Raw genomic sequence first — 21,490 nt, 5'->3', positions numbered from 1 at the left:
CGGCCCCAGCCTGGCCTCAAAGACGAGCGCGAAGTATCCCCTGCTTGCGGAGGTGTCGGACGAAACTTCCCGACCACGCTGCAATGCCACCAGCGCGCGCGCCATGCACGCATCACCTCACGCCCAGGCTTGTCGCCCTGCCGAATTTTCCGGGAGAACGCCGCCAGACAAATCGTCGAGCATCTGCCGCCCCAGGACCTGTGCACTGCCCGCAGCCAAGGTGAAACCCAGGGCGCCATGACCCGCGTTGATGTAGAGATTGGCGGGCCCTCTTTGCCCGATGATGGGCACGGCGGTCGGCGTCGCGGGACGCAAGCCCGCCCACGGCTGCGGGTCCTGGAACTCGCAGGCCTCGGGGAACATCTGGCGTGCGGCGTCCATCATTTGCTGGATGCGTCCGGGTGGGATGGACAGGTCATGCCCGACCAACTCGGCCATGGCCGCCACACGCAGACGCCCGCCCAGCGGCGCGAACACGGTCTTGCGCCCGAGATCGGTCACGCTGACGCGGGGTGCCTTGTCCGACGCACGCACGGGCAGGGTGATGCTGTAGCCTTTGATGGGATAGATCGGCAACGTGACCCGGACCGACGCCGCCAGCCGGCGGGCCTCCACGCCATTGGCGATCACGAACGCATCGGCGGCGAAAGCCCCACCGGGTGTCAACGCGGCAGCGACGCGATCGCCTATGACGATGAACCCCGTCACCCTCGTGTCGAAATGGACTTGTCCGCCCAGACGCTGCAGGCTGCCTGTCATTTCCAGGCTCAAGGCATGCGGATCGCCCACGCATTCGTCGGCGGTCCAGACGCCACCCGCGAACTGATCGATGGATGTGCGCAAGGCGGGCTCCCGGTCCACGCATTCCTGCGGCGTCAGCAGCGTCTGCCGGCAACCCAGCGTCGATTGAAACTGCAGTTGCGCCTGCTGCCTGCGCAAGGACTCCGCATCCGGACAGAGCACGAGCTTGCCATTGCGCTGAAAGGAAAACCGCCAGTCCTCCCGGTCCATCCAGCTGTCCAAGGTCTCCCGGCTGAGTTGAGCGAGCAGCAACAATTCGCGTGTCCCCAGGCGCGACTGCCGAGCGGTGCAGGCTTGCAGGAACCGCAGACACCACGTCCACTGATGGACATCGGCACGCAGGCGCAAGCGCAAGGGTGAATCGGAAGACAAGAGCATCGCGGGCAGCCCCCGCAAGGTCGCCGGAGAAGCCAGGGGCTCGACGTAGCTGTAGCTGAGTTGAGCCCCGTTCGCGAAGCTGGTACCGCGTCCCGCTCCCGGGGCCTGGTCCAGCAGATGCACCTCCCACCCCTGCAAAGCAAGCTGGTAGGCCGTGGCGCAGCCGACGATGCCGGCGCCGATCACACATACTTTCATGATGCCCTCGTGCTCAATCCAGACCCACAGGGCGCAGCCCATGCCAGGCGGTGGCTTGCTCGAACCCCAGACCCAGGCGCAGCACCTTGGGTTCGTCCCAGGAACGACCGATGAATTGGATGGATATCGGCATGCCCTCGGGTGACATCCCGGCCGGGACGGCCAGGGCACACAGGTTCATCAAATTGACGAAGCGCCCGAAGCGCGAAAGGGGCGTGGCGAGTTCGTCCACCTCGGCCACCGGAATGGCGGAGATGGCATTGGTGGGAAACACGCAGGCGTCGATGCCGTCCATGGCGTTCAACATGTCACGGCGTGCGCGGTCCCGGGAACGCAAGAGGTCCTGGTATTGCTGCGCGCTGATGCCACTCCCCAGCAGAATGCGGCGCCGGATGTTCGGGTCGAAGCGCAGTTCGGAACGCTCGAACAGCGGTCCGAGTTGCGCGTACCCTTCGGCGCTCATCAATTGGCCCGCGATGCGCATGGACTCGGCGCAGGACTGGGGCAGATTCCGTTCGACCAGTTGCATCCCCATGCCCCGCAACACGTCCAGGGCTTCGTCGTAGGTGGCCAGCACGGCGGCCTCCACGCCCGCCCGTTCCGCGGTCGGCAAGACCCAGAGCCGGGCGCCGCGCGGCAGGGCCTTCAGGTCGGGCGCGATCTGTCGCACAGGTGCTCCTTGCGAGACGGCGTCCCGCGGGTCGGCACCGGCCATCACGTCCAGAAGCAAAGCGCAATCCCTGACTGTGCGCGCCAGGGGACCAACTGTGTCGTGGCTGGGGCAGAGTTCGATCAAGCCATGCCGGCTGATCAAACCATGCGTGGTCTTCAATCCCACCAGCCCGCACAGGCCCGCGGGGATGCGCACCGAGCCACCGGTGTCGGTGCCGATGGCCGCACAGGCCAGGCCCGCGGCAACAGCCACCGCGGACCCGCTGCTGGAGCCACCCGGAATTCGGTGCGTGCGCAGATCCCAGGGGTTCCAAGGCGTGCCCATGACTTCGTTCGTGCCCCAACCTCCGAAGGCGTATTCAACCGTGTGGGTCTTGCCGATCACGATGGCCCCCGCGGATCGCAAACGCTGCACCACCGTGGCCGTGGTGGTCGAGATCCTGGCGGGCTGCGCCACCGAACCGCTGGTGATCGGCTTGCCGTCGATCTCAAACAGATCTTTCACCGCCACGGTGACACCGTGCAAGGGGCCAAGACTGATGCCCGCGCGGCGCAGGCCATCCATCGCGCGTGCGGCCTCGCGCGCCTCGTCGGCATAGACATCGACGAAGGCGTGCAGCTTGGCATCGAATCGCTCGATGCGCTGCAGTTGATGTTCCACCAACAACTCGCTGGTGAGCTCACCGGCCTCCATGGCCGCCTTGGCTTGCTCGATCGAGACAAAGGCGGGATTGAACAGAACGGGATTCATGGGTGCACCTTCGCCTGTGGCTTCGGAGGGAACTCTTTCGGGCTGCCAGGCGGGGCTCATGCCACCCCCAGGGTGCGTCGACCCCGACGCAGGCGCCGCTCGATGAGTCGAGAAAGCATGGACAGGGGAAACGCGATCGCGAAATAGAACACGCCGACCAGCAGGAAGATGTGCAGCGGGAGAAACGACTCGCTGGCGATGGCGCGCGCGGCCAACATCAGTTCTTCGGTGGCAATCAACGCGCACAGGGAACTGTCTTTCAGCAAGGTCACGTAGGTATTGAGCAGTGGCGCGAGCATGACGCGCAAGGCCTGCGGCCATACCACGCACACAAAGACCTGCAGCGGGGACAGGCCCGCGGCCAGTGCCGCCTCGCGCTGACCACGATGCACCGACAACAGGCCACCGCGCAGGATTTCGGCCACGTAGGCCGAACCGTGCAACCCCAGGCCCAGGGCGCCGGCCCAAAAACCGGGCAGCGTCAGTCCCAGCGCGGGAAGCGCGAAGTACAAAGTCAGCAACAGGGCCAGCAGCGGCACCGTTCGAACGGCCACCACATACCCCCGGGCCAGCGCCGCCAGAGGTCTCACGCCGCTGCGCTGCAGCACCAGCAGCAAGGCCCCCAGCCCCAAGGCCAGCACGAAACCCAACAGTGACAGGCTCGCCGTCACCAGCGCGCCGTCCAGCAGCCGCGGCCACCAGTCGGGCAGGTACTCCAGATAGGTCAGGAAAAACGCCGTCATCGCACGCCCTCCATGCGCAGTTCGATCCGTCGGAACCCCCAGGTCACGGGCCAGACCAGGGCCGCGTACAGCAGCATGGCCGCCAGGTAGATCAGCACGGTCTCGAAAGTCGATGTCACGAGGTTGCGGGCGAGGAACATGATTTCGGGCGCGGCGATGGCCGACGCGATCGAGGTGTCCTTGATGAGCACCACGGCGTAATTCGTCAAGGAGGGAAAGGTCACGCGCAGCATCTGCGGCACGAGCACGAAACGCAGCACCTGTCCCGGCGCCAGGCCGACCGCCAGTGCCGCTTCACGCTGTCCCATGTGCAGCGAGCGCAAGCCGGCCGCGAACACGTCGCAGAGTACCGCCGCCCCCACCAGGCCCAGGCCCGTCACAGCCGCGCACAGCGGTGAGAGCCGGACACCCACTGCAGCCAGACCAAAATAAAGCAGGAACAGATGCGCCAGCGCCGGCACATTGCGCATCCACTCGACGTAGATCGACAACAGCCACAGGGGCAGGCGGTGGCGACCGAAGACCCGCAGCACGGCCAGCGCCAGCCCCAGCACGCAGGCGATCAGGAAGGCGCCCAGCGTCACCTGGACGACTGTGGCCACGCCCATGGCCAAGGCAGCCAAAATGCCCAAAAAGGTGTGCATCATTTGCGTCACCCCGCGCGCCGCACCAGGCCGACTTGAGCGCTGGCGTCATCGCTCGCCCCAATGCTGCCACCGACCTTGCCGAGAAAGCTGCGCGTGCGCTCCACGCGCGGCCTATCGATGACCTCGGCGGCGCTGCCTTGTTCGACGATGTGCCCCTGGTCCATGAAGATGACACGATCGGCGACGTCGCGGGCGAAGCGGATTTCGTGCGTGACCAGAATCATGGACCGCCCTTCCTCCGCCAGCTCGCGGATCACACCCAGCACCTCGCCCACCAGTTCAGGGTCCAGCGCCGAGGTGGGCTCGTCGAACAGGATCAGCCTGGGTCGCTGCGCCAGGGCCCGCGCGATCGCCACGCGCTGCTGCTGCCCGCCCGAGAGCCGCTCCGGGAATTCGTCGGCCTTGTGCCCCAGATGCACCTTGTCCAGCATCTCCTGCGCGAGCGCATGGGCCTCCGCTCGCGCCATGCCGCCAGCCCGGATGGGCCCGAGCGCCACGTTGTCGCGCACATTCAAATGGGGCCACAGGTAGAAGCCCTGGAACACCATGCCGATCTCGGCGCGCTGCGGCGCCAGTTCACGGTCCGACATCCAGCGCCAGCCGTGTCGCCGGCTGGGCAGTTGCCCGATGCGCGCCTCGTCCAGAAAGATCGCGCCGTCCGTCGGATGCTCCAGAAAATTGATGCACCGCAGACAGGTGGATTTGCCGGAGCCGCTCGGGCCAATGAGGGCGAGGGTCTCGCCCTTGTGCAATTCCAGCGAAATGCCCTTGAGAACATCGAGCGCGCCGTAGCTTTTCCGCAGCCCTTCGATGCGCAGCACGGGCCGCTGCGCGGAATCGGTATCGGCTCGCACTGCTTGCCGCATCGCCTGCATGGAGGCCATCGTGTCGTCCCTCACGTCGTGCACCACCGTGCCTGTCAGCGGCAGGAAGGCAGGCGCCAGTCGGCGGGGCGATCCACGCCAGCGCGGAAGTTCTGGCCGACCGGCATGTACCAGACGTCCTGCACCAGGCCGTAGCGCTCGCCGATCTTCTTGAGCTCGCACTTTTGCCAGAGCTTGGCGATCTCGGCATTCACGGCGGCCGCGAGCTCGGGGTTGTCCTTGCTCAGACCGAACACCACTTGGCCCAGGCCGGTCAGCAAGGGGAATTCCGGGTTGTTGTCGGTGAAGGCGTTGAAACGCAGCTTCCACTGCGGATTGCGGGAGATGGCGTACTGCACCACCGGCGGATCGCCGATCACGGCGTCGATGCGACCGGCCAGCAGATCGCGCACGGCGGCATCGGAGGTGTCGTACTGGCTCAGTTGCAGCCCCTTGATCTTGCGCAGCTCGGGGATAAAGGAGAAGCCGGTGATGGTGCCCACCTTGCGCCCCTCCAGCTCCTTCAGGGTCGACCAGTCGGTCTTGGACGACTGCATGATGCCGTTCTTGAAATAGTGGATCGGATCACTCAGCGTCATGATCTTCGCGCGTTGCTCGGTCCACCCCATGGTGCCCGCCATCACATCCACGCGCCCGGTCTGCACCGAGGCGATCGTGCCCGACCACTCCATCAGCGCGGGCTTGACCTTGAGCTTGAGCGTGTTCGCCACCCGTTGCAGGATTTCGCCGTCGTAGCCGATCATGCTGCCGTCCTGGTAACCCGTGCCCGGCATGTCACCGGTGAAGGCGATGGTGAGTTGCCCCGGCTCGATGGTCCGGGGAACCGATTGGGCGTGAACCGATGGCGCGATCAGCGCGACGCCAAGAACCGCGCACAGGATGCGCGCCAGAGACAAGTGCTTCATATCGACTCCAGAAAATCAGACGAGGGGTTGGTGAATGACGCTGCGCAGGCGTGAACGCATCGTAGGTTTGCCCCCCGTTTTCCCGGTTGTAGGCGCTGTCTGCTAAATTGAACGTATGCGACATCCCAAGCAAACCCCTACGCGTGTCGCACCGCCGCCCGGGAAGGAAGCTGGCAAGCAGCTGGTCCACCGCCTCGACGGTTCGCAGAGCCCGGACACGGCGACGGCCACGTCGGCACCGCCGGACGACGCCGTGGAGTTGCGCATCGGCATCCTGCTGTGGCCGCGTTTTCCCCTGCTGTCGCTGGCGGGCCTGTGCGACGCGCTGCGCCATGCGGCCGACCTCGGCGACCAGAGCCGGCAAGTGCGCTGCTCATGGAGCGTGCTGGGCCTGCCCGGCACCCGCATCACCGCCAGTTCCGGGGTCGAGATCCCCGTGCAGGAAGCGTTGGACTCGGGCACGAAGTTCGACTACATCGCCGTCATCGGCGGCCTGCTGCCCTTCATGGACGACGTGGAACCGCATTACCTGGCGTTCCTACGCCGGGCCGATGAAGCCAGCGTTCCGCTCATCGGCATCTGCACCGGCACCTTCGTGCTGGCGCGCGCGGGACTGATGAAGGATCAGCTGGCTTGCATCCATCCTTTCCACGTGGACGACTGGAAGCGGATGTTCCCCAAGGCGCGCTTCGCGACGAACTGTGACTACGTGTTCGACGGCCCGCGGATCAGCTGCGCGGGCGGTGTATCCATCATCGAACTGGCCACCGAGCTGATCCGCGTCCATTGCGGCCCCGACCGGGCCGCCAAGGTCGTGCACCAGATGACGGTCTCGCAGCGCTCCTCGTCACACATCTCGCGCCGGCATGCGCTGGGTTATGCCTCCGCCGACAACGAGAAGTTGCGCCAGGCCGTCATCCTGATGGAAAAGAACCTCTCCATCCCGCTCGAAATCAGCGTCATCGCCAAGCTGGTGAATTCCAGCAGCCGGCAATTGGAGCGGGTGTTCCTCGCCGAGACCGGCACCTCACCGTCCGAGTTCTACCGGAACTCGCGCCTGAAATATGGCCGCTGGCTCCTGACCACCACCGACTCGACGGTGAACGACATCGCCTTCGAATGCGGTTTCTCCGACGCCGCGCATTTCATCCGGCACTTCCAGCAGTGCTACGGCGTCGCACCCGGACGGCTCCGAAAGGCCCTGGCAGGCACCGGCACGCGCGCACCCGCGCGCGACAGCGCAACCAGCCCCTCGTGAACATGGCACGCAATATTGAAATCAAGGTGCGGATGACCGATCGCGCCCAGGTCCTGACCCGCCTCACGCCCCTCGCCACCTCCGGCCCCACCGAGATCGCGCAAGACGACACCTTCTTCCGATGCGCGTCGGGCCGACTGAAGCTGCGTGACTTCGGCGATGGCACGGGCGAACTCATCCACTACCACCGCGCGGACGAGGCGGGTCCCAAGGCGTCGTCCTACGTCCGTTCGCCGACGGCGGAGCCCGACACACTGCGGCAGGCCCTGACGCTGGCGCACGGCCAGATCGGCCGGGTGCGCAAGCAGCGCACGCTCTACATGATCGGGCGCACGCGGGTGCACCTGGACCGGGTCGTCGACCTGGGCGACTACCTCGAACTGGAAGTCGTGCTCGCCGACCACGAAGCGGATGCATCCGGTACGCAGGAAGCGCAGGACATCATGGCGGCGCTGGGCATCGCGCCTGCGTCACTGGTGCAAGGGGCCTACCTGGACCTGCTGGCTGCCGGGCGCTGAACCAGCACCCGATGGTCCATGCACCGAAGTCCGTGCAGCGCGCCCTGGAACAGCGGCGCACATTCGGCCAGCGGTGCAGGACCGGCTGCATAAGCTAATGAGTTTTTATTGCTTGGTTCAGGGCGGTCAGGCCTCTACAGTGCGCCCTCTTTGCCTGACCCGTCTCTGGACCGACCATGCCCGCCTTTGACCTTTCCCTGCCCTCGTCCAACGTGGACACTCGCCGCCGACGCCTGCTGACCGCCCTGGCGGCCAGCCCCCTGGTACTCGCCGCGGCACCGACCCTGGCGGCGGCACCCGACAAACCCGTGCGCCTGATCGTGCCCTTTCCCGCTGGCGGCGGCGTGGACGTGTTCGCGCGCCCGCTGGCGCCCGCGCTGTCCGAGGTGCTGGGCGTGCCGGTGGTGATCGAGAACATCGGCGGCGCGGCCTCGCGCATCGGCTCCCAGCGCGTGGCCCAGTCCACGCCCGACGGCCACACCCTGCTGCTGACCAATGACACCCTGGTCGCGGCGGACGCGGTCGCGCGCGTCGCCGGACAGGAGCCGCTGCTGCCCACCCTGCGGCCGGTGACGCTGGCCATCACCTCCTGCAATCTTTTCGTCACGCACCCCAAATCCGGCTTCACCGACCCGGCGGGTTACCTGCGCGCACTCAAGACCGGCAAGGTCAACATCGGCGTGCCCGGCTGGGGCACGGCGCACCACCTGACCAGCGCGACGCTGAACCACCGCCTGGGCGTGAGCGCCGAACACATCCCCTACCGCGGCGGCGCGCCCCTGCTCAACGACGTGCTGGGCGGCACGCTGCAGGCTGGCGTGGTCACCATGGCGGCGGCGCTCAGCCACATCCAGGCCGGCACCCTGATCGGCATCGCGGTCACGAGCCCGCAGCGCGCGCCCGCGCTGCCCTCGGTGCCGACGCTGACCGAGAGCATCGCGCCGGGCTACACGCACCAAACCTGGCAAGGCTTGCTGGCGCCGGCCGGCACGCCCGATGCGGTCGTCGCACGCCTGCATGCTGGCATCGTTCAGGCGCTGCGGCACCCCTCCGTCGTCGAGCGTCTGCCGACACTGGGGTTCGACGCCGAAGGCCAGCCGGGTCCAGCCTTCGGCGCCTTGCTCGACAGCAGCTACCGCAATTTCGAGACCGTGGTCAGGGCCACGGGGATCAAGGGCGAGCAGGGCTGAGCCCGCGACACGGAGACACGTGCATGTACGAAGCTCCCGTCCTCATCCTGCCAGGCCGTGGCAACTCCGGCCCCGATCACTGGCAGACGCATTGGGAAGCCGCCGATCCGTCCCGTTTCTCACGCGTCCAGCAACGCGAGTGGACCACGCCCTCGCGGGAGGAATGGGTGAGGACGCTAGCCGACCTGCTGGCTGCGCGCACGACGCCGGCCGTGCTGGTCGCCCATTCCCTCGCCATCAGCCTGGTGAACCATCTGGCCGCGGCTTGGCCGACCCTGCATCCCGGCCGCACCTTGCCCGTGCGCGCGGCCCTGCTGGTCGGCCCCAGCGACGTGGACGACCCGAACTGGCCGCCCGGCCCCATCGGTTTCACGCCCATGCCACTGCGAAGCCTGCCGTTCAAGACCACCGTCGTGACCAGCACCGATGACCCGCGCGTCACGCTGGACCGCGCGCGCTTCTTCGCCGACGCCTGGGGCGCGCGCCTCGAAGTGGCCGGGGCCCTGGGCCACATGGGCTCGGACGCCAAGCTGGGGGCCTGGCCGCAGGGAAGGCGCTGGCTGGATGAACTGCTGGCCTGAGGCCAGACGATGCACGCATGTGATAATTGCGACCCGAAGACCGCGAAAAACGACCGCCTGCATTCACGATGTCTGGCCCCTGAGCCAGCATCTCCGGCAGACAGTCGCGCACACGCCCCCCAGCGCCTAGCATGGGTCGGCCAGCGTTTCCCCCGACATCCCGTCGGATACCTGTTGCTAGCAACCGTGCCTGCCACGCCTTGCCCGCTACACCAGGAACGCGCCATGAACCACAGTCCTCTTCTCGTTATCTACCTTTGCGTCGCGCTGGATGCCATGGGCATCGGCCTTGTCTTTCCCATCCTGCCAACGCTGGTGCGGGACGTCACCCAAACCGCCAACGTCGCGCCTTTCATCGGCCTCATGGCTGCGCTGTATGCGACCATGCAGTTCGTCTTCGCGCCTGTGCTCGGCGCACTCAGCGACCGGCTGGGCCGGCGCCCCGTCATGCTGCTGTCGCTGGCCGGAGCCACCATCAACTACCTGCTGCTTGCGTGCGCGCCCAGCCTCGGGCTGCTTCTGCTCGGACGCGCCCTCGCGGGCCTGACCAGCGCCAACATGTCGGTGGCCACCGCGTACATCACCGACATCTCACCAGAAGCAACACGCGCCCGCCGTTTCGGTCTGTTCAATGCCATGTTCGGCGCGGGTTTCATCATCGGACCAGTGCTGGGCGGTGCGCTCGGGGACCACTGGGTGCGGCTCCCCTTCCTCGCCGCGGCCGCGCTGAACGCTTTGAATTTCCTGCTCGCCTGCCTCATGCTGCCGGAGTCGCGTCACGCCAGCCCCGGCTCGGCACGCGTCGACCTCGGCAGCCTCAATCCGCTGAGGCCATTGCGCTGGGCACTGTCGCGAAAGCGCTTGCTGCCCCTCATCCTGACCTTCTTCATTCTGAGCACGACGGGCGAGGCCTATGGCATCTGCTGGGCCCTGTGGGGCGCGGATGCGTTCGGCTGGAATGGCTTCTGGATCGGTCTGTCGCTCGGGGCTTTTGGCATCTGCCAGACCGTGGTGCAGGCCCTGCTCCCAGGACCGGCCAGCCGCTGGCTCGGCGAACGCCGCGCGGTACTCACAGGCATGGCCTGCGCCTGTATCGCACTGGCGGCCATGGCCTTTCTCCGCCAGGGCTGGATGGTCTTTGCGGTCATGCCGCTCTTCGCGCTGGGCAGCATCGGTACACCAGCCTTGCAAGCGCTGGCAAGCCGCCAAGTTGATGCCGAACTGCAGGGCCAGTTTCAAGGCGTCTTGATGTCGGCCGTCAGCTTGGCCTCCATCGTCGCCCCGCTCGCGTTCTCGACCTTTTACTACGGCGTTCAGTCACACTGGCCCGGCGCCATCTGGCTGCTGGTGGTCGTGATCTATGCTGTGGCGGTGCCACTGGTCCTATTGGGCACGCGGGATTCCGAACGCCTCAGGACCGTCGCGGCTTAGCGCGCTAGCGCCATCGGCGGATGCCGATGGCGCATGTCTTGGGTAAGCAGCCGGCTTCACGTCAAGGAATCCGGGTCATCCTCCGTTGCTGCGTCGCAGGCAAGTCCACGATGACACGCACTTATCCAGAACAAGCGTGATTAAGTTTGTGGGCAAGTCACTGAACAAGTCCGGCAAGCCGCACCGGCATTGGCCTGGCGGGCTTTGCTCATTCAACAGGCACACGACGTGAGGCTCAACCCCGCGCCAGCACCGGTGCCAACGCCACCCCCGTGTGCGTGCCCAGCCGCACCACCTCTTCCGGCGGCGCGGCGGCAACGATGCGGCCACCGCCGGCGCCGCCCTCGGGACCGAGGTCGATGATCCAGTCGGCCTCGGCGATCACGTCGAGGTCGTGTTCGATCACGACCACGCTGTGGCCACCGTCCACCAGCCGGTGCAGCACGCGGATGAGTTTTTCCACGTCGGCCATGTGCAGGCCCACGGTGGGTTCGTCCAGCACGTAGAGCGTGTGCGGCGGCTTCTGGCCACGCCGCGTCACGTCGTCGCGCACCTTGCTGAGTTCGGTCACCAGCTTGATGCGCTGCGCTTCGCCGCCGCTCAGGGTCGGCGAAGGCTGGCCCAGCGTGAGGTAGCCCAGGCCCACGTCCTTGAGCAGTTGCAGCGGGTGGGCGATGGAAGGCATGGACGCGAAGAAATCCACGGCCTCGTCGATCTCCATGCGCAGCACGTCGCCGATGCTCTTGCCCCGCCAGCTCACGGCCAGGGTCTCGGGGTTGAAGCGCGCGCCGTGGCAGCTTTCACACGGCACCTTCACGTCGGGCAGGAAGCTCATCTCGATGGTGCGCATGCCCTGGCCCTCACACGTTGGGCAGCGTCCTTCGCCGGTGTTGAAGCTGAAGCGCCCCGGCCCATAACCGCGCGCCTTCGCTTCCAGCGTCTCGGCGTAGAGCTTGCGGATGGTGTCCCAAAAACCAATGTAAGTGGCCGGGCAGGAACGCGGCGTCTTGCCGATGGGGGTCTGGTCCACTTCCAGCACCCGGTCAATCTGCTGCCAGCCATCGACGGACGCACAACCGCTCCAGGCCGGATGCGCGCCCCGACCCTGGGCATCACGACCCGCCTTGGTCGTGCGCTGCGCCACCGCCGCCGCGACGTTGGCCAGCAGCACGTCCCGCGCCAGCGTGGATTTACCGGAACCGCTGACGCCCGTGACGGCCACCAGGCGATGGAGTGGTAACAAGGCGTCGACGGATTGCAGGTTGTGGAGGTTCGCGCCCGTCACCGAAAGCCAACCGGTTTCGCCCACGGCCCGGCGCGGCTGCAGCGGATGCCGGATGGCATGCAGCAGATAGCGGCCGGTCTGCGAATCCTCGGCCTGGGTGAGGTCGCTCACGCTGCCTTGGGCGACCAGACGCCCGCCGCGCTTGCCCGCGCTGGGACCAATGTCGATCACGTGGTCGGCGCGGCGGATGGTGTCTTCGTCGTGCTCCACGACGACCAGGGTGTTGCCGCGTTCGCTCAGGGTGTGCAGGGCGTCGAGCAGGATGCGGTTGTCGCGCGCGTGCAAGCCGATGGTCGGCTCGTCGAGCACATAACAAACACCTTGCAAGTGACTGCCCAGTTGCGCGGCGAGTCGGATGCGCTGGGCCTCGCCGCCGCTCAAGGTCGGTGCGCCCCGGTCCAGCGTGAGGTAGCCCAGGCCCACCTGCGCCAGGAATTCCAGGCGGCTCTTGATCTCGGGGATCAGGTCGCGCGCGATGTCGTTCTCACGCTGGGTCATGCGCCCCTGCAAGGCCAAGGTGTCGAGCCAGCGCCGTATGTCGTCGACCGACAGGCGGGCGATGTCGGCGATGCCCACGCCGCTGAACTTGACGGCCCGCGCGGTCGCGTTCAGGCGCGTGCCTTCGCAGCTCGGGCAGGCTGTGTCACCGACGTCCTCCACCTCGGGTTCGGCGAAGGTCTGTTCGCGTCCCCGCTCCTTCTCGTCGCGCACGGAGTCGTCCAACACCTTGCGCTGGTCCTTGGTCAGCTTGACGCCCGTGCCCACGCAGTCGGGGCACCAGCCATGCTTGCTGTTGTAGGAGAAGAGGCGCGGGTCCAACTCGGCGTAAGACGTGGCGCAGACCGGGCAGGCACGCAGCGTCGAGAACACCTGCAACTGGCCGATGCCCGCTGTGCTGCCGCCGTTCTTCATCGCCTCGGCCAAGCCGTCGAGTTCGCTCAGCACATGCAACACGCCCTTGCCGTGCTCCAGCGCCGTCGCCAGCTTCTCGCGCAGCAGGGCTTCGTTCTCTGTCGACACGGTCAGGCTGGCGACCGGCAGTTCGATGGTGTGTTCCTTGAAACGGTCGATGCGCGGAAAGCCCGTGGTGGGCAGGAAGGCACCGTCCACGCGCAGGTGCGTGTAGCCGCGCGGGCGCGCCCAGTCGGCCAGCTCGGTGTAGACACCCTTGCGGTTCATCACCAGGGGCGCGAGCAGGCCGATCTCCTGGCCCTTGAACTGCTTCATCAGCTGCGCGAGGATGCTTTCCACCGTCTGCGGCTGCACCGCCGCGCCATCGTGGATGCAATGCTGGACGCCCAGCTTGACGTAGAGCAGGCGCAGGAAGTGCCAGACCTCGGTGGTCGTTCCCACCGTGCTCTTGCGTCCGCCACGCGAGAGGCGCTGCTCGATGGCCACGGTCGGCGGAATGCCCCAGACCGCGTCCACCTCGGGCCGCCCCGCCGGCTGCACGATGCTGCGCGCGTAGGCGTTCAGACTTTCCAGGTAACGCCGCTGCCCCTCGTTGAACAGGATGTCGAAGGCCAAGGTGGACTTGCCCGAGCCCGACACCCCTGTGATCACGTTGAACTTGCCGCGCGGGATGTCCACGCTCAGGTTCTTGAGGTTGTGCTCCTTGGCGTTGACGATGCGGATCGCGTTGTCCGCGCCCTCCGCCCGCTTCGCGGCGGGCTTGCGGCCCGGCGTGAAAGCACTCAGGTAAGGCCGCGCGTCGCCTTCGTGGGCCGTGTGCGCCTCGCCCATGGCATGGGCGTACTCGCGCAGTGCCCGCGCGGTGTGCGAGGTCGGGTGCTGGCGCAGCTCTTCCGGCGTGCCCACGGCCACGATCTGACCCCCGGCCTCGCCCCCCTCGGGGCCGAGGTCAATCAGCCAGTCGCTGGCGCGCATCACGTCCAGGTTGTGCTCGATGACCAGCAGGGAATGCCCGGCATCCAACAGCTTGCGCAGCGCGCGCATCAGCTTGGCGATGTCGTCGAAATGCAGGCCGGTGGTCGGCTCGTCGAACAGGAACAGGCTGCCCTTCTTCGCGATGAACTGGCGGCTGCCCGCGGCACGCGCCGCCTCCGCCAGGAAGCCGGCCAGCTTGAGGCGCTGCGCCTCGCCGCCCGACAAGGTGGGCACGGGCTGACCCAGGCGCAGGTATTCGAGGCCTACGTCCACGATGGGCTGCAAGGCGCGGATCACGTCTCGGTCGTGCTTGAACAGCTCGGCCGCTTCGCTGACGGTCAGCTCGAGCACATCCGCCACATTGAGACTTCTGAGTCCGCCGGCGGCGCCATCGGCCCCGCGTTCGATCTTGACCTCCAAGATCTCCGGGCGGAAGCGCTTGCCGTCGCAGTCCGGGCAGCGCAGGTAGACGTCGCTCAGGAACTGCATCTCCACATGCTCGAAGCCCGAGCCGCCGCAGGTGGGGCAGCGGCCGTCCCCGCTGTTGGCGCTGAACTTGGCGGCGGTGTAGCCGCGCTGCCGGGACAACGGTGCGCTTGCGAAGATTTCGCGGATCGTGTCCCAGGCGCCGACATAACTCACGGGGTTGGAGCGCGCGGTCTTGCCGATGGGCGATTGGTCCACGAACACCACGCCCGCCAGTTGCTCCGCGCCCAGCAGGTGGTCGTGCGCGCCCGGCGTCTCGGTGGCCTGGCCGAAATGGCGCATCAACGCCGGGGCCAGCACGTCCTGGATCAGGGTGGACTTGCCCGAGCCCGAGACGCCGGTCACGCAGACCAGGCGCTGCAAGGGAATCTCCACCGACACGTTCCTGAGGTTGTGCTCGCGCGCGCCTTCCAGGATCAGGCGCGGCGTGTTCTCAGCCACCATGCGCTTGAAGCCCATGCCGATCTGCTTGCGCGCGCCGAGGTAAGCCCCCGTCAGCGTGTCGGCGTTCTTGAGGTCTTCCGTGCTGCCGTCGAAGACGATCTGCCCGCCCCGCTCGCCCGGTCCAGGGCCCATGTCGATCATGCGGTCGGCCGCGAACATCACGGCCGGGTCGTGCTCCACCACTACCAAGGTGTTGCCCGCGTCGCGCAGGCGCTGCATGGCCTCGATGATGCGGTGCATGTCGCGCGGGTGCAGGCCGATGCTGGGCTCGTCCAGCACGAAGAGGGTATTGACCAGCGAGGTCCCCAGGGCCGTGGTCAGGTTGATGCGCTGCACCTCGCCGCCGCTGAGCGTGCGGCTTTGGCGGTCCAGCGTGAGGTAGCCGATGCCCACGTCGCAGAGGTACTTCAGGCGGGTGTTGATTTCCTCGTGGAGCAATCGCAGCGCCTGGGCTTCGCCGCTGTTCTTGGCGGGCGCCTCGCCCCGTGCATCGGCTTGGGGCCTGGCCAGTGCGGGTTCGGCGATGCGCGCGAAGAACACGCGCAGTTTGTCCAGCGGCAACAGCATCAGGTCATGCAGGCTCAGGCCTGGCAAGGCTTCCAACTGCTCGCGCGTCCAGTCCACGCCCACCGGCATGAAGCGTTCCCGATGCTGGCCCCCATGAGCGCTGCCCTCGCCCGAGGTGGCAGGGCGCGACGACGGCGCCAGCACCGCGTCCGCGTCTCCTTTCGTGCCGATGCGCCACAACAGGCTTTCGGTCTTGAGACGCGCACCGCCGCAATCCGTGCAGGGCGTGTAGCTGCGGTAGCGTGACAGCAGCACGCGGATGTGCATCTTGTAGGCCTTGCTCTCCAGGTAGCCGAAGAAGCGGCGCACGCCGTACCACTGCTTGTTCCAGTTGCGTTCCTTGAAGCCGGGCACGCCTTCAATGACCCAATCCTTTTGTGCTTGCGTCAGCTTGTACCAAGGCGTGTCGCGCGGAATGCCCGCCGCCTCGGCGTGGCGCATCAGGTCGTCCTGGCACTCGGCCCAGGCCGGGGTCTGGAACGTCTTGATGGCCCCGGAACGCAGCGTCAGTTTTTCATCGGGAATGACCAGGCCGAAATCGACGCCGATCACACGGCCGAAGCCCCGGCAGGTGTCGCAGGCGCCCACCGCCGAGTTGAAGGAGAACATGGAGGGGATGGGCTCGGCGTAGCGCAGATCGCTTTCGGGGCAGTGCAGACCGGAGGAGAAGCGCCATATCTCCATGTTGTCGTCGCCACCCGCATACACATTCAGCCGCCCGCCGCCCCGCTTGAGCGCGACTTCGATGGCTTCGACCACACGGGCGCGTTCGGTATTGCCCATGCGGAAGCGGTCAGCCACCACGTCCAGCACTTTTCTGGGACCACTGGGCGTGGCCACTTCGCGCTCGGCCTGAACGCGCGTGAAGCCGCTGGCGGACAGCCATTGCTCGACTTCCTGAGCGGTGGTGTTGCCAGGCAATTCCACGGGGAAGGTCAGCACCAGCCGAGGATCGCTGGCTGCGGTGGCTCTGTCCACCAATTGCGCATAGATCGAGTCCGGCGTGTCGTGCCGCACGGGCAGCGCGGTCTTGCGGTCGAACAGCTGACCTGCGCGGGCGAAGAGGAGCTTGAGGTGGTCGTTCAGCTCCGTCATCGTGCCGACCGTGGAGCGCGAGCTGCGCACCGGGTTGGTCTGGTCGATGGCGATGGCGGGCGGCACGCCCTCCACCCGGTCCACCGCCGGCTTGTCCATGCGGTCGAGGAACTGGCGCGCGTAGGCGCTGAAGGTCTCGACGTAACGGCGCTGCCCCTCGGCGTACAGCGTGTCGAACACCAGGCTGGACTTGCCCGAGCCGCTGGGCCCGGTGACCACGGTCAACTCACCGGTGCGGATGTCCAGGTCCAGGTTCTTGAGGTTGTGCTGGCGTGCGCCGCGGATGCGGATCAGGCCCTGCTCCGGCTCTGGGTTCCCTGGTTGGGGCGCCTGCGTCTGCGCGTGTTCTGCTTGCTTGCCTGCGGTGCTGCCCTGGGTCATGACGGTGGCCGTGGAATGTTCGGGGCCAACATTCTAGGGCGCGGGGGCGCGGCGTGCGCGCAGCCCTTGGGCATTGGCCCATAAAAAAAGAGCCTGCTGGGGAGCAGGCTCTTTTTATTCTTACGTTGCCCAAGGCATCAATACTGATGCTAGATCTTGGTTACCTGCAGAGTCACTCCAGTAAAAGCCGTCGTACCAAACAAACGAACCGTCCACGTCCCGGCCGCAGGTTGAAGAATCGAGCAGGCGTCGGTATTGCCAGAGGCACGGGTCTTGCAAACAGGCTTACCGGCGGGGTTGAAGATCACGATGTCCGCATTTCCGGTCCCCCCCGAAATTGTGGCCGTCATCGACGCAACACCAGCGCCCAAAATAACGGTGGCATCAGAATTGGAGTCCAACGCCCCAGTCACGGGACCATACGTTGAGTCAACAGCTTCCGAAGCTACCGTGGACGTAAACGACGGGTATCCCGTGGCGGTCGTCCCGGCCGTCGCTATGGACAACGTTGCGCCGCTGTAAGCAGCAGTGCCGTGCACCTGAACCATCCACGTCCCTGTTCCACCGGGACTGTTGAAAGAGCAGGACTCAACGTTGCTGGCAGCCGTGTTCGAGATGCACAGATCCCCGGTGCTTCCGCTAGGCGCAATCAAATACAGATCCGCATTCCCGGTTGCCCCAGTTCCGTTCGAAAGCTGAGCCTGAACCGAGACTGTGCCAGCGGGCACCGTGAAGGTGTAGAGCGTGTCTGAATCAACCGCACCCGACAACCCCGTGATGGTGTAAGGCAGAGACGAGACGTCGGTGGGATTCGAGGTTACCGAGATGCCAATATTGCTAATAGCACTCGAAGTGGAAATGCTCATTGTCCATTTGCCACTCGCAGGACTACTGACATTGCAGCTAACTTCTGAACTAGTCTTGGTAACAGCGGGGCACTTGGTGGCACCCGTGGAATCAGTCGCCGACATGGTGACACTTCCCGTACCTCCCGACAACTTGAGCGACAAGGTGTTCACCCCGGTGGGCAAGGTGAACACGTAGTTAGCTTTGTAGCCTGAACCCGCCGTCAGCGTCGACGTGTAGGGCAGCGTGATGTTATTGACCGCGGCCGTCGAATCACCGCCACCGCCACCGCCACCACCGCCTCCCCCACCCCCACCGCAAGCAGCCAACGCCGCCGCAGCCAAAACCACGCCCATCAGGCGCAAACGCGAAACCAAGTGCTTCACCAGCATGTGTCTCTCCTCCTTGAATCTGGAACACAGGTGCAATGACTGGCCCGGTTTGTATCAGCTGTGTGAATGAAAAATCCTGCGCAACCGGTTTCATTAACGATTTATTACAAGCCTTTCGATGCTGTCATTTGCCTGACAGCCATGCACCCCAAAAAGAAAAAGGCCTTCCGAAGAAGGCCTGGGGCTGACGCGCGAGGTGCGCGAACTGGGGTCACTTGGCCGGTTGCGGCGTCGTCGTGGAGGTGAGCGCGGGAGCAGGTGCGGGTGTCGGCGCATGCACCGCATCCGCGCCGTGCTTCTCACCGCTCATGTCCACCTTGTCACCCGCGACGGAGATGAAATACAGAGCGATGGCGGCGAACACGACGAAGCCAACAGCAATCTTCCACATGGTCTTGCACTTTCCTGAACAACAAAAGAAGAAGGCCCCCGCCGGACAGGAAGAGGCCTTCGGCCACCCCGGCGACGCCGGGGCCGCGGATCGACTCAGAGGATGGTCACCCCCTCAGTCGTTGGCGTAGATGTCCACGTCCTTGGTTTCACGCACGAACAGCGTGCCGATCACCAGCGTCATCGCGGCGATGATGATGGGGTACCAGAGGCCGTTGTACATATTGCCGGTCTGCGCCACGATGGCGAAGGCCGTGGTGGGCAGCAGGCCGCCGAACCAGCCGTTGCCGATGTGGTACGGCAGGGACATGGAGGTGTAGCGGATGCGGGTCGGGAAGAGTTCCACCAGCATGGCGGCGATCGGGCCGTAGACCATGGTGACCAGGATCACGAGGTAGGCCAGGATGATGACCATCATGATCTTGTTCATCTTGGCCGGATCGGCCTTGGCCGGGTAGCCCGCTTCCTTCAGCGTGTCGGCCACGGCCTTCTTGAACTCGGCGTCCTTGGCCTTGACTTCGTCGGCAGTGATGCCCTTGGCGCTGTAGCCCTGGATGACCTTGTCACCGACCTTGATCACGGCCGGCGTGCCCGCGGGAGCGACCTCGTTGTCATAGCTCACGGAGCTGGCGGCGAGCACCTGCTTGGCGATGTCGCAGGAGCTGGTGAACTTCACCGTGCCCGTGGGGTTGAACTGGAAGGAGCACTCGCCCGGATCGGCGACCACCACCACGTGGCTCTGCTGCTGGGCGGCGTACAGGTCAGGGTTGGCGGCCTTGGTCAGCGCCTGGAACACCGGGAAGTAGGTCAGCACGGCCAGCAGGCAGCCCGCCATGATGATGGGCTTGCGGCCGATGCGGTCGGACAGCGAGCCGAAGATCACGAAGAAGGGCGTGCCGATCAGCAACGCGGCGGCGATCAGCAGGTTGGCCGTGACGGCATCCACCTTGAGCTGCTGCGTCAGGAAGAACAGCGCGTAGAACTGGCCCGTGTACCAGACCACGGCCTGGCCGGCGGTCAAGCCGATCAGGGCCAGGATCACGATCTTCAGGTTCTTCCACTGGCCGAAGGACTCGGTCAGCGGGGCCTTGGAGTGCTTGCCCTCGGCCTTCATCTTTTGGAAGGCGGGGGATTCATTCAGCGTCAGGCGAATCCAGACCGAGACGCCCAGCAGGACGATGGACACCAGGAAGGGAATGCGCCAGGCCCAGTCGGCGAAGGCGGCTTCACCGGTGGCGGTACGCACGCCCAGGATCACCAACAGCGACAGGAACAAGCCCAGCGTCGCGGTGGTTTGAATCCAGGAGGTGTAGGCGCCACGCTTGCCATGGGGCGCGTGCTCGGCCACGTAGGTGGCCGCGCCGCCGTACTCACCGCCGAGCGCCAGACCCTGCAGCAAGCGCAGGATGATCAGGATGACCGGAGCGGCCACGCCGATGGTGGCGTAGTTCGGCAAGATGCCCACGACGAAGGTGGACAGGCCCATGATCAGGATGGTCACCAGGAAGGTGTACTTGCGACCGATCATGTCGCCCAGGCGGCCGAACACGATGGCGCCGAAGGGGCGCACGATGAAACCGGCAGCGAAGGCCAACAGCGCGAAGATGAAGGCCGAGCCCGCATCCAGACCGCTGAAGAACTGCTTCGCGATGATGGCCGCGAGCGAGCCATACAGGTAGAAGTCGTACCACTCGAAAACGGTGCCCAGCGAAGAGGCAAAGATCACCTTGCGCTCTTCGGGGCTCATCGGCCTTGCGGCCTGGGTTGCAGCCATGTCTTGTCTCCTTGTTGATGCGTGACATCCCCAGCACGGGGAGGCTGACGAATTCTTGGAGCGATGGCTGACGGACTTCTTACACACCCCGCTAGGACTAACCCGTGAAACTCAGGGTTCCCCCTGAAATTGCGGACAGATACTGGGCCGTTGCGCGCATTTTCTCGCGGACGGGGCCGATGACATCGCCATCCGCGATGTCATCACCGTGTCATTGCTGCTGTTGCGGGGCGGCAGCGCTCAGCGCCGAACGCGCGGGCATGGAGGCCTGCGATGTGTCGTCGCGCTCGAACCAAGGGTCGCCTTCCAGGCAGGCGCGCAGCATGGGCAGACTGTCCAGCCCCCAAAACAATCGCGGCCCTCCGCCCTCTTGGACGACAAAACTTGGCGCGCCAAAAGCGCCCATGGCCACGGCCTCGTCGGTGTTGGAACGCAGGCGGTTCTTCACCGCCTCGTCCTCGGGGGTGAACACTGGACCGCCCCGCGCCGCCACGGGGCCCATCAGTTGCTCACGCAGCGCCGACAAGCGCGCGGGATCGTTGGCATCGAGCCCGTCGCGCCAAACGTGCTGGAACACGGTCTCGCAAACCAGGCGGTTCGGATCACCGCCCGCGGCCGGGCCCCCGCCGCTCAGACCGCAGGCGACGGACAGGCGCAGCAAGGGCAGCGGGTTGAAGGGATGCTCTTGCGGCATCTGCAAGGGCACGCCCTGCTGGTGTGCCAGCCACCGCACGTGCCGGTACGTCCAGGTGCGCTTGGCCGGGATCTCGGCGGGCGCCTTGGATTGATGGTGTTTGATCAAGGCGCCCAGGAGCATGGGGCGGTAACTCACGCTGTAGCTCAGCCCCTGCAAAGTCCGGGGCAGCTGCGCGAATGCCAGCCAGGCATAGGGGGAGATGAAGTCCAGGTAGAAGACGATGTGTTTCATGCCGCGCGCTCCTCGTTGCCTCGTTGCCTCGTTGCCTCGTTGCCTCGTTGCCTCGTTG

Annotated in this window: 16 protein-coding genes; 5 read left to right on the top strand and 11 right to left on the bottom strand. The window is 65.9% G+C overall.

The features are described 5' to 3' along the window. Positions 1-117: 117 nt before the first annotated feature. From HGR_RS09740 to HGR_RS09715, 6 genes are read right to left on the bottom strand one after another with little or no spacing between them, the layout of a single operon-like run. Positions 118-1,377 (bottom strand): D-amino acid dehydrogenase, encoded by a 1,260-nt coding sequence (locus tag HGR_RS09740; protein ID WP_050797436.1) that lies wholly within the window; start codon positions 1,375-1,377, stop codon positions 118-120. Between the two features lie 13 nt (positions 1,378-1,390). Next, positions 1,391-2,800 (bottom strand): amidase, encoded by a 1,410-nt coding sequence (locus HGR_RS09735; protein WP_006298059.1) that lies wholly within the window; start codon positions 2,798-2,800, stop codon positions 1,391-1,393. A 56-nt stretch (positions 2,801-2,856) separates the two neighbouring features. After that, positions 2,857-3,543, bottom strand: coding sequence for an amino acid ABC transporter permease (locus HGR_RS09730; RefSeq protein ID WP_006298058.1), 687 nt, complete (start codon positions 3,541-3,543; stop codon positions 2,857-2,859). Beyond that, positions 3,540-4,190, bottom strand: coding sequence for an amino acid ABC transporter permease (locus HGR_RS09725; RefSeq protein ID WP_006298057.1), 651 nt, complete (start codon positions 4,188-4,190; stop codon positions 3,540-3,542). The genes HGR_RS09730 and HGR_RS09725 overlap by 4 nt, the downstream gene beginning before the upstream one ends. A gap of 5 nt (positions 4,191-4,195) precedes the next feature. Then, a complete protein-coding gene (locus HGR_RS09720) occupies positions 4,196-5,074 on the bottom strand; it encodes an amino acid ABC transporter ATP-binding protein (RefSeq protein WP_006298056.1) in 879 nt (292 codons plus the stop codon). A 35-nt stretch (positions 5,075-5,109) separates the two neighbouring features. Further along, positions 5,110-5,979: an ABC transporter substrate-binding protein gene (locus tag HGR_RS09715; RefSeq protein ID WP_006298055.1), complete on the bottom strand. Its 870-nt coding sequence runs from the start codon at positions 5,977-5,979 to the stop codon at positions 5,110-5,112. A 115-nt stretch (positions 5,980-6,094) separates the two neighbouring features. On the opposite strand from HGR_RS09715, the gene HGR_RS09710 reads away from it, so the two are divergent. The 5 genes from HGR_RS09710 to HGR_RS09690 all read left to right on the top strand — a co-directional run bounded on the left by HGR_RS09710 (position 6,095) and on the right by HGR_RS09690 (position 10,957). Beyond that, positions 6,095-7,237: a GlxA family transcriptional regulator gene (locus tag HGR_RS09710; RefSeq protein WP_006298054.1), complete on the top strand. Its 1,143-nt coding sequence runs from the start codon at positions 6,095-6,097 to the stop codon at positions 7,235-7,237. 2 nt (positions 7,238-7,239) lie between these two features. Next, positions 7,240-7,755 carry a class IV adenylate cyclase gene (locus HGR_RS09705; protein WP_039853124.1) on the top strand — a complete coding sequence of 172 codons (516 nt, stop codon included), beginning with the start codon at positions 7,240-7,242 and terminating at the stop codon, positions 7,753-7,755. 176 nt (positions 7,756-7,931) lie between these two features. Then, entirely contained in the window at positions 7,932-8,945 is a 1,014-nt protein-coding gene (locus tag HGR_RS09700) for a Bug family tripartite tricarboxylate transporter substrate binding protein (RefSeq protein WP_006298052.1), read from the top strand. A gap of 23 nt (positions 8,946-8,968) precedes the next feature. After that, a complete protein-coding gene (locus tag HGR_RS09695) occupies positions 8,969-9,526 on the top strand; it encodes an RBBP9/YdeN family alpha/beta hydrolase (RefSeq protein WP_006298051.1) in 558 nt (185 codons plus the stop codon). Positions 9,527-9,751: 225 nt separating this feature from the next. Beyond that, on the top strand, positions 9,752-10,957 hold the full coding sequence (locus HGR_RS09690) for a TCR/Tet family MFS transporter (RefSeq protein WP_006298050.1): 1,206 nt from the start codon (positions 9,752-9,754) through the stop codon (positions 10,955-10,957). Positions 10,958-11,192: 235 nt separating this feature from the next. Here HGR_RS09690 and HGR_RS09685 read toward each other — a convergent pair whose 3' ends face one another. The 5 genes from HGR_RS09685 to HGR_RS09665 form a co-directional block, all read right to left on the bottom strand. After that, entirely contained in the window at positions 11,193-17,102 is a 5,910-nt protein-coding gene (locus HGR_RS09685; RefSeq protein WP_006298049.1) for an excinuclease ABC subunit UvrA, read from the bottom strand. Between the two features lie 149 nt (positions 17,103-17,251). Beyond that, entirely contained in the window at positions 17,252-18,340 is a 1,089-nt protein-coding gene (locus tag HGR_RS09680) for a PPC domain-containing protein (protein WP_006298048.1), read from the bottom strand. A gap of 211 nt (positions 18,341-18,551) precedes the next feature. After that, on the bottom strand, positions 18,552-18,731 hold the full coding sequence (locus HGR_RS09675; RefSeq protein ID WP_006298047.1) for a protein-tyrosine phosphatase family protein: 180 nt from the start codon (positions 18,729-18,731) through the stop codon (positions 18,552-18,554). A gap of 114 nt (positions 18,732-18,845) precedes the next feature. Further along, positions 18,846-20,504, bottom strand: coding sequence for an MFS transporter (locus HGR_RS09670; RefSeq protein WP_039853122.1), 1,659 nt, complete (start codon positions 20,502-20,504; stop codon positions 18,846-18,848). 211 nt (positions 20,505-20,715) lie between these two features. Continuing rightward, entirely contained in the window at positions 20,716-21,432 is a 717-nt protein-coding gene (locus HGR_RS09665) for a 2-hydroxychromene-2-carboxylate isomerase (protein WP_006298045.1), read from the bottom strand. Positions 21,433-21,490: the final 58 nt, after the last annotated feature.

The sequence above is a fragment of the Hylemonella gracilis ATCC 19624 genome (genome assembly GCF_000211835.1).
Taxonomy (GTDB): Bacteria; Pseudomonadota; Gammaproteobacteria; order Burkholderiales; family Burkholderiaceae_C; genus Hylemonella; species Hylemonella gracilis.
This window is presented reverse-complemented; position numbering and strand designations above follow the sequence as displayed.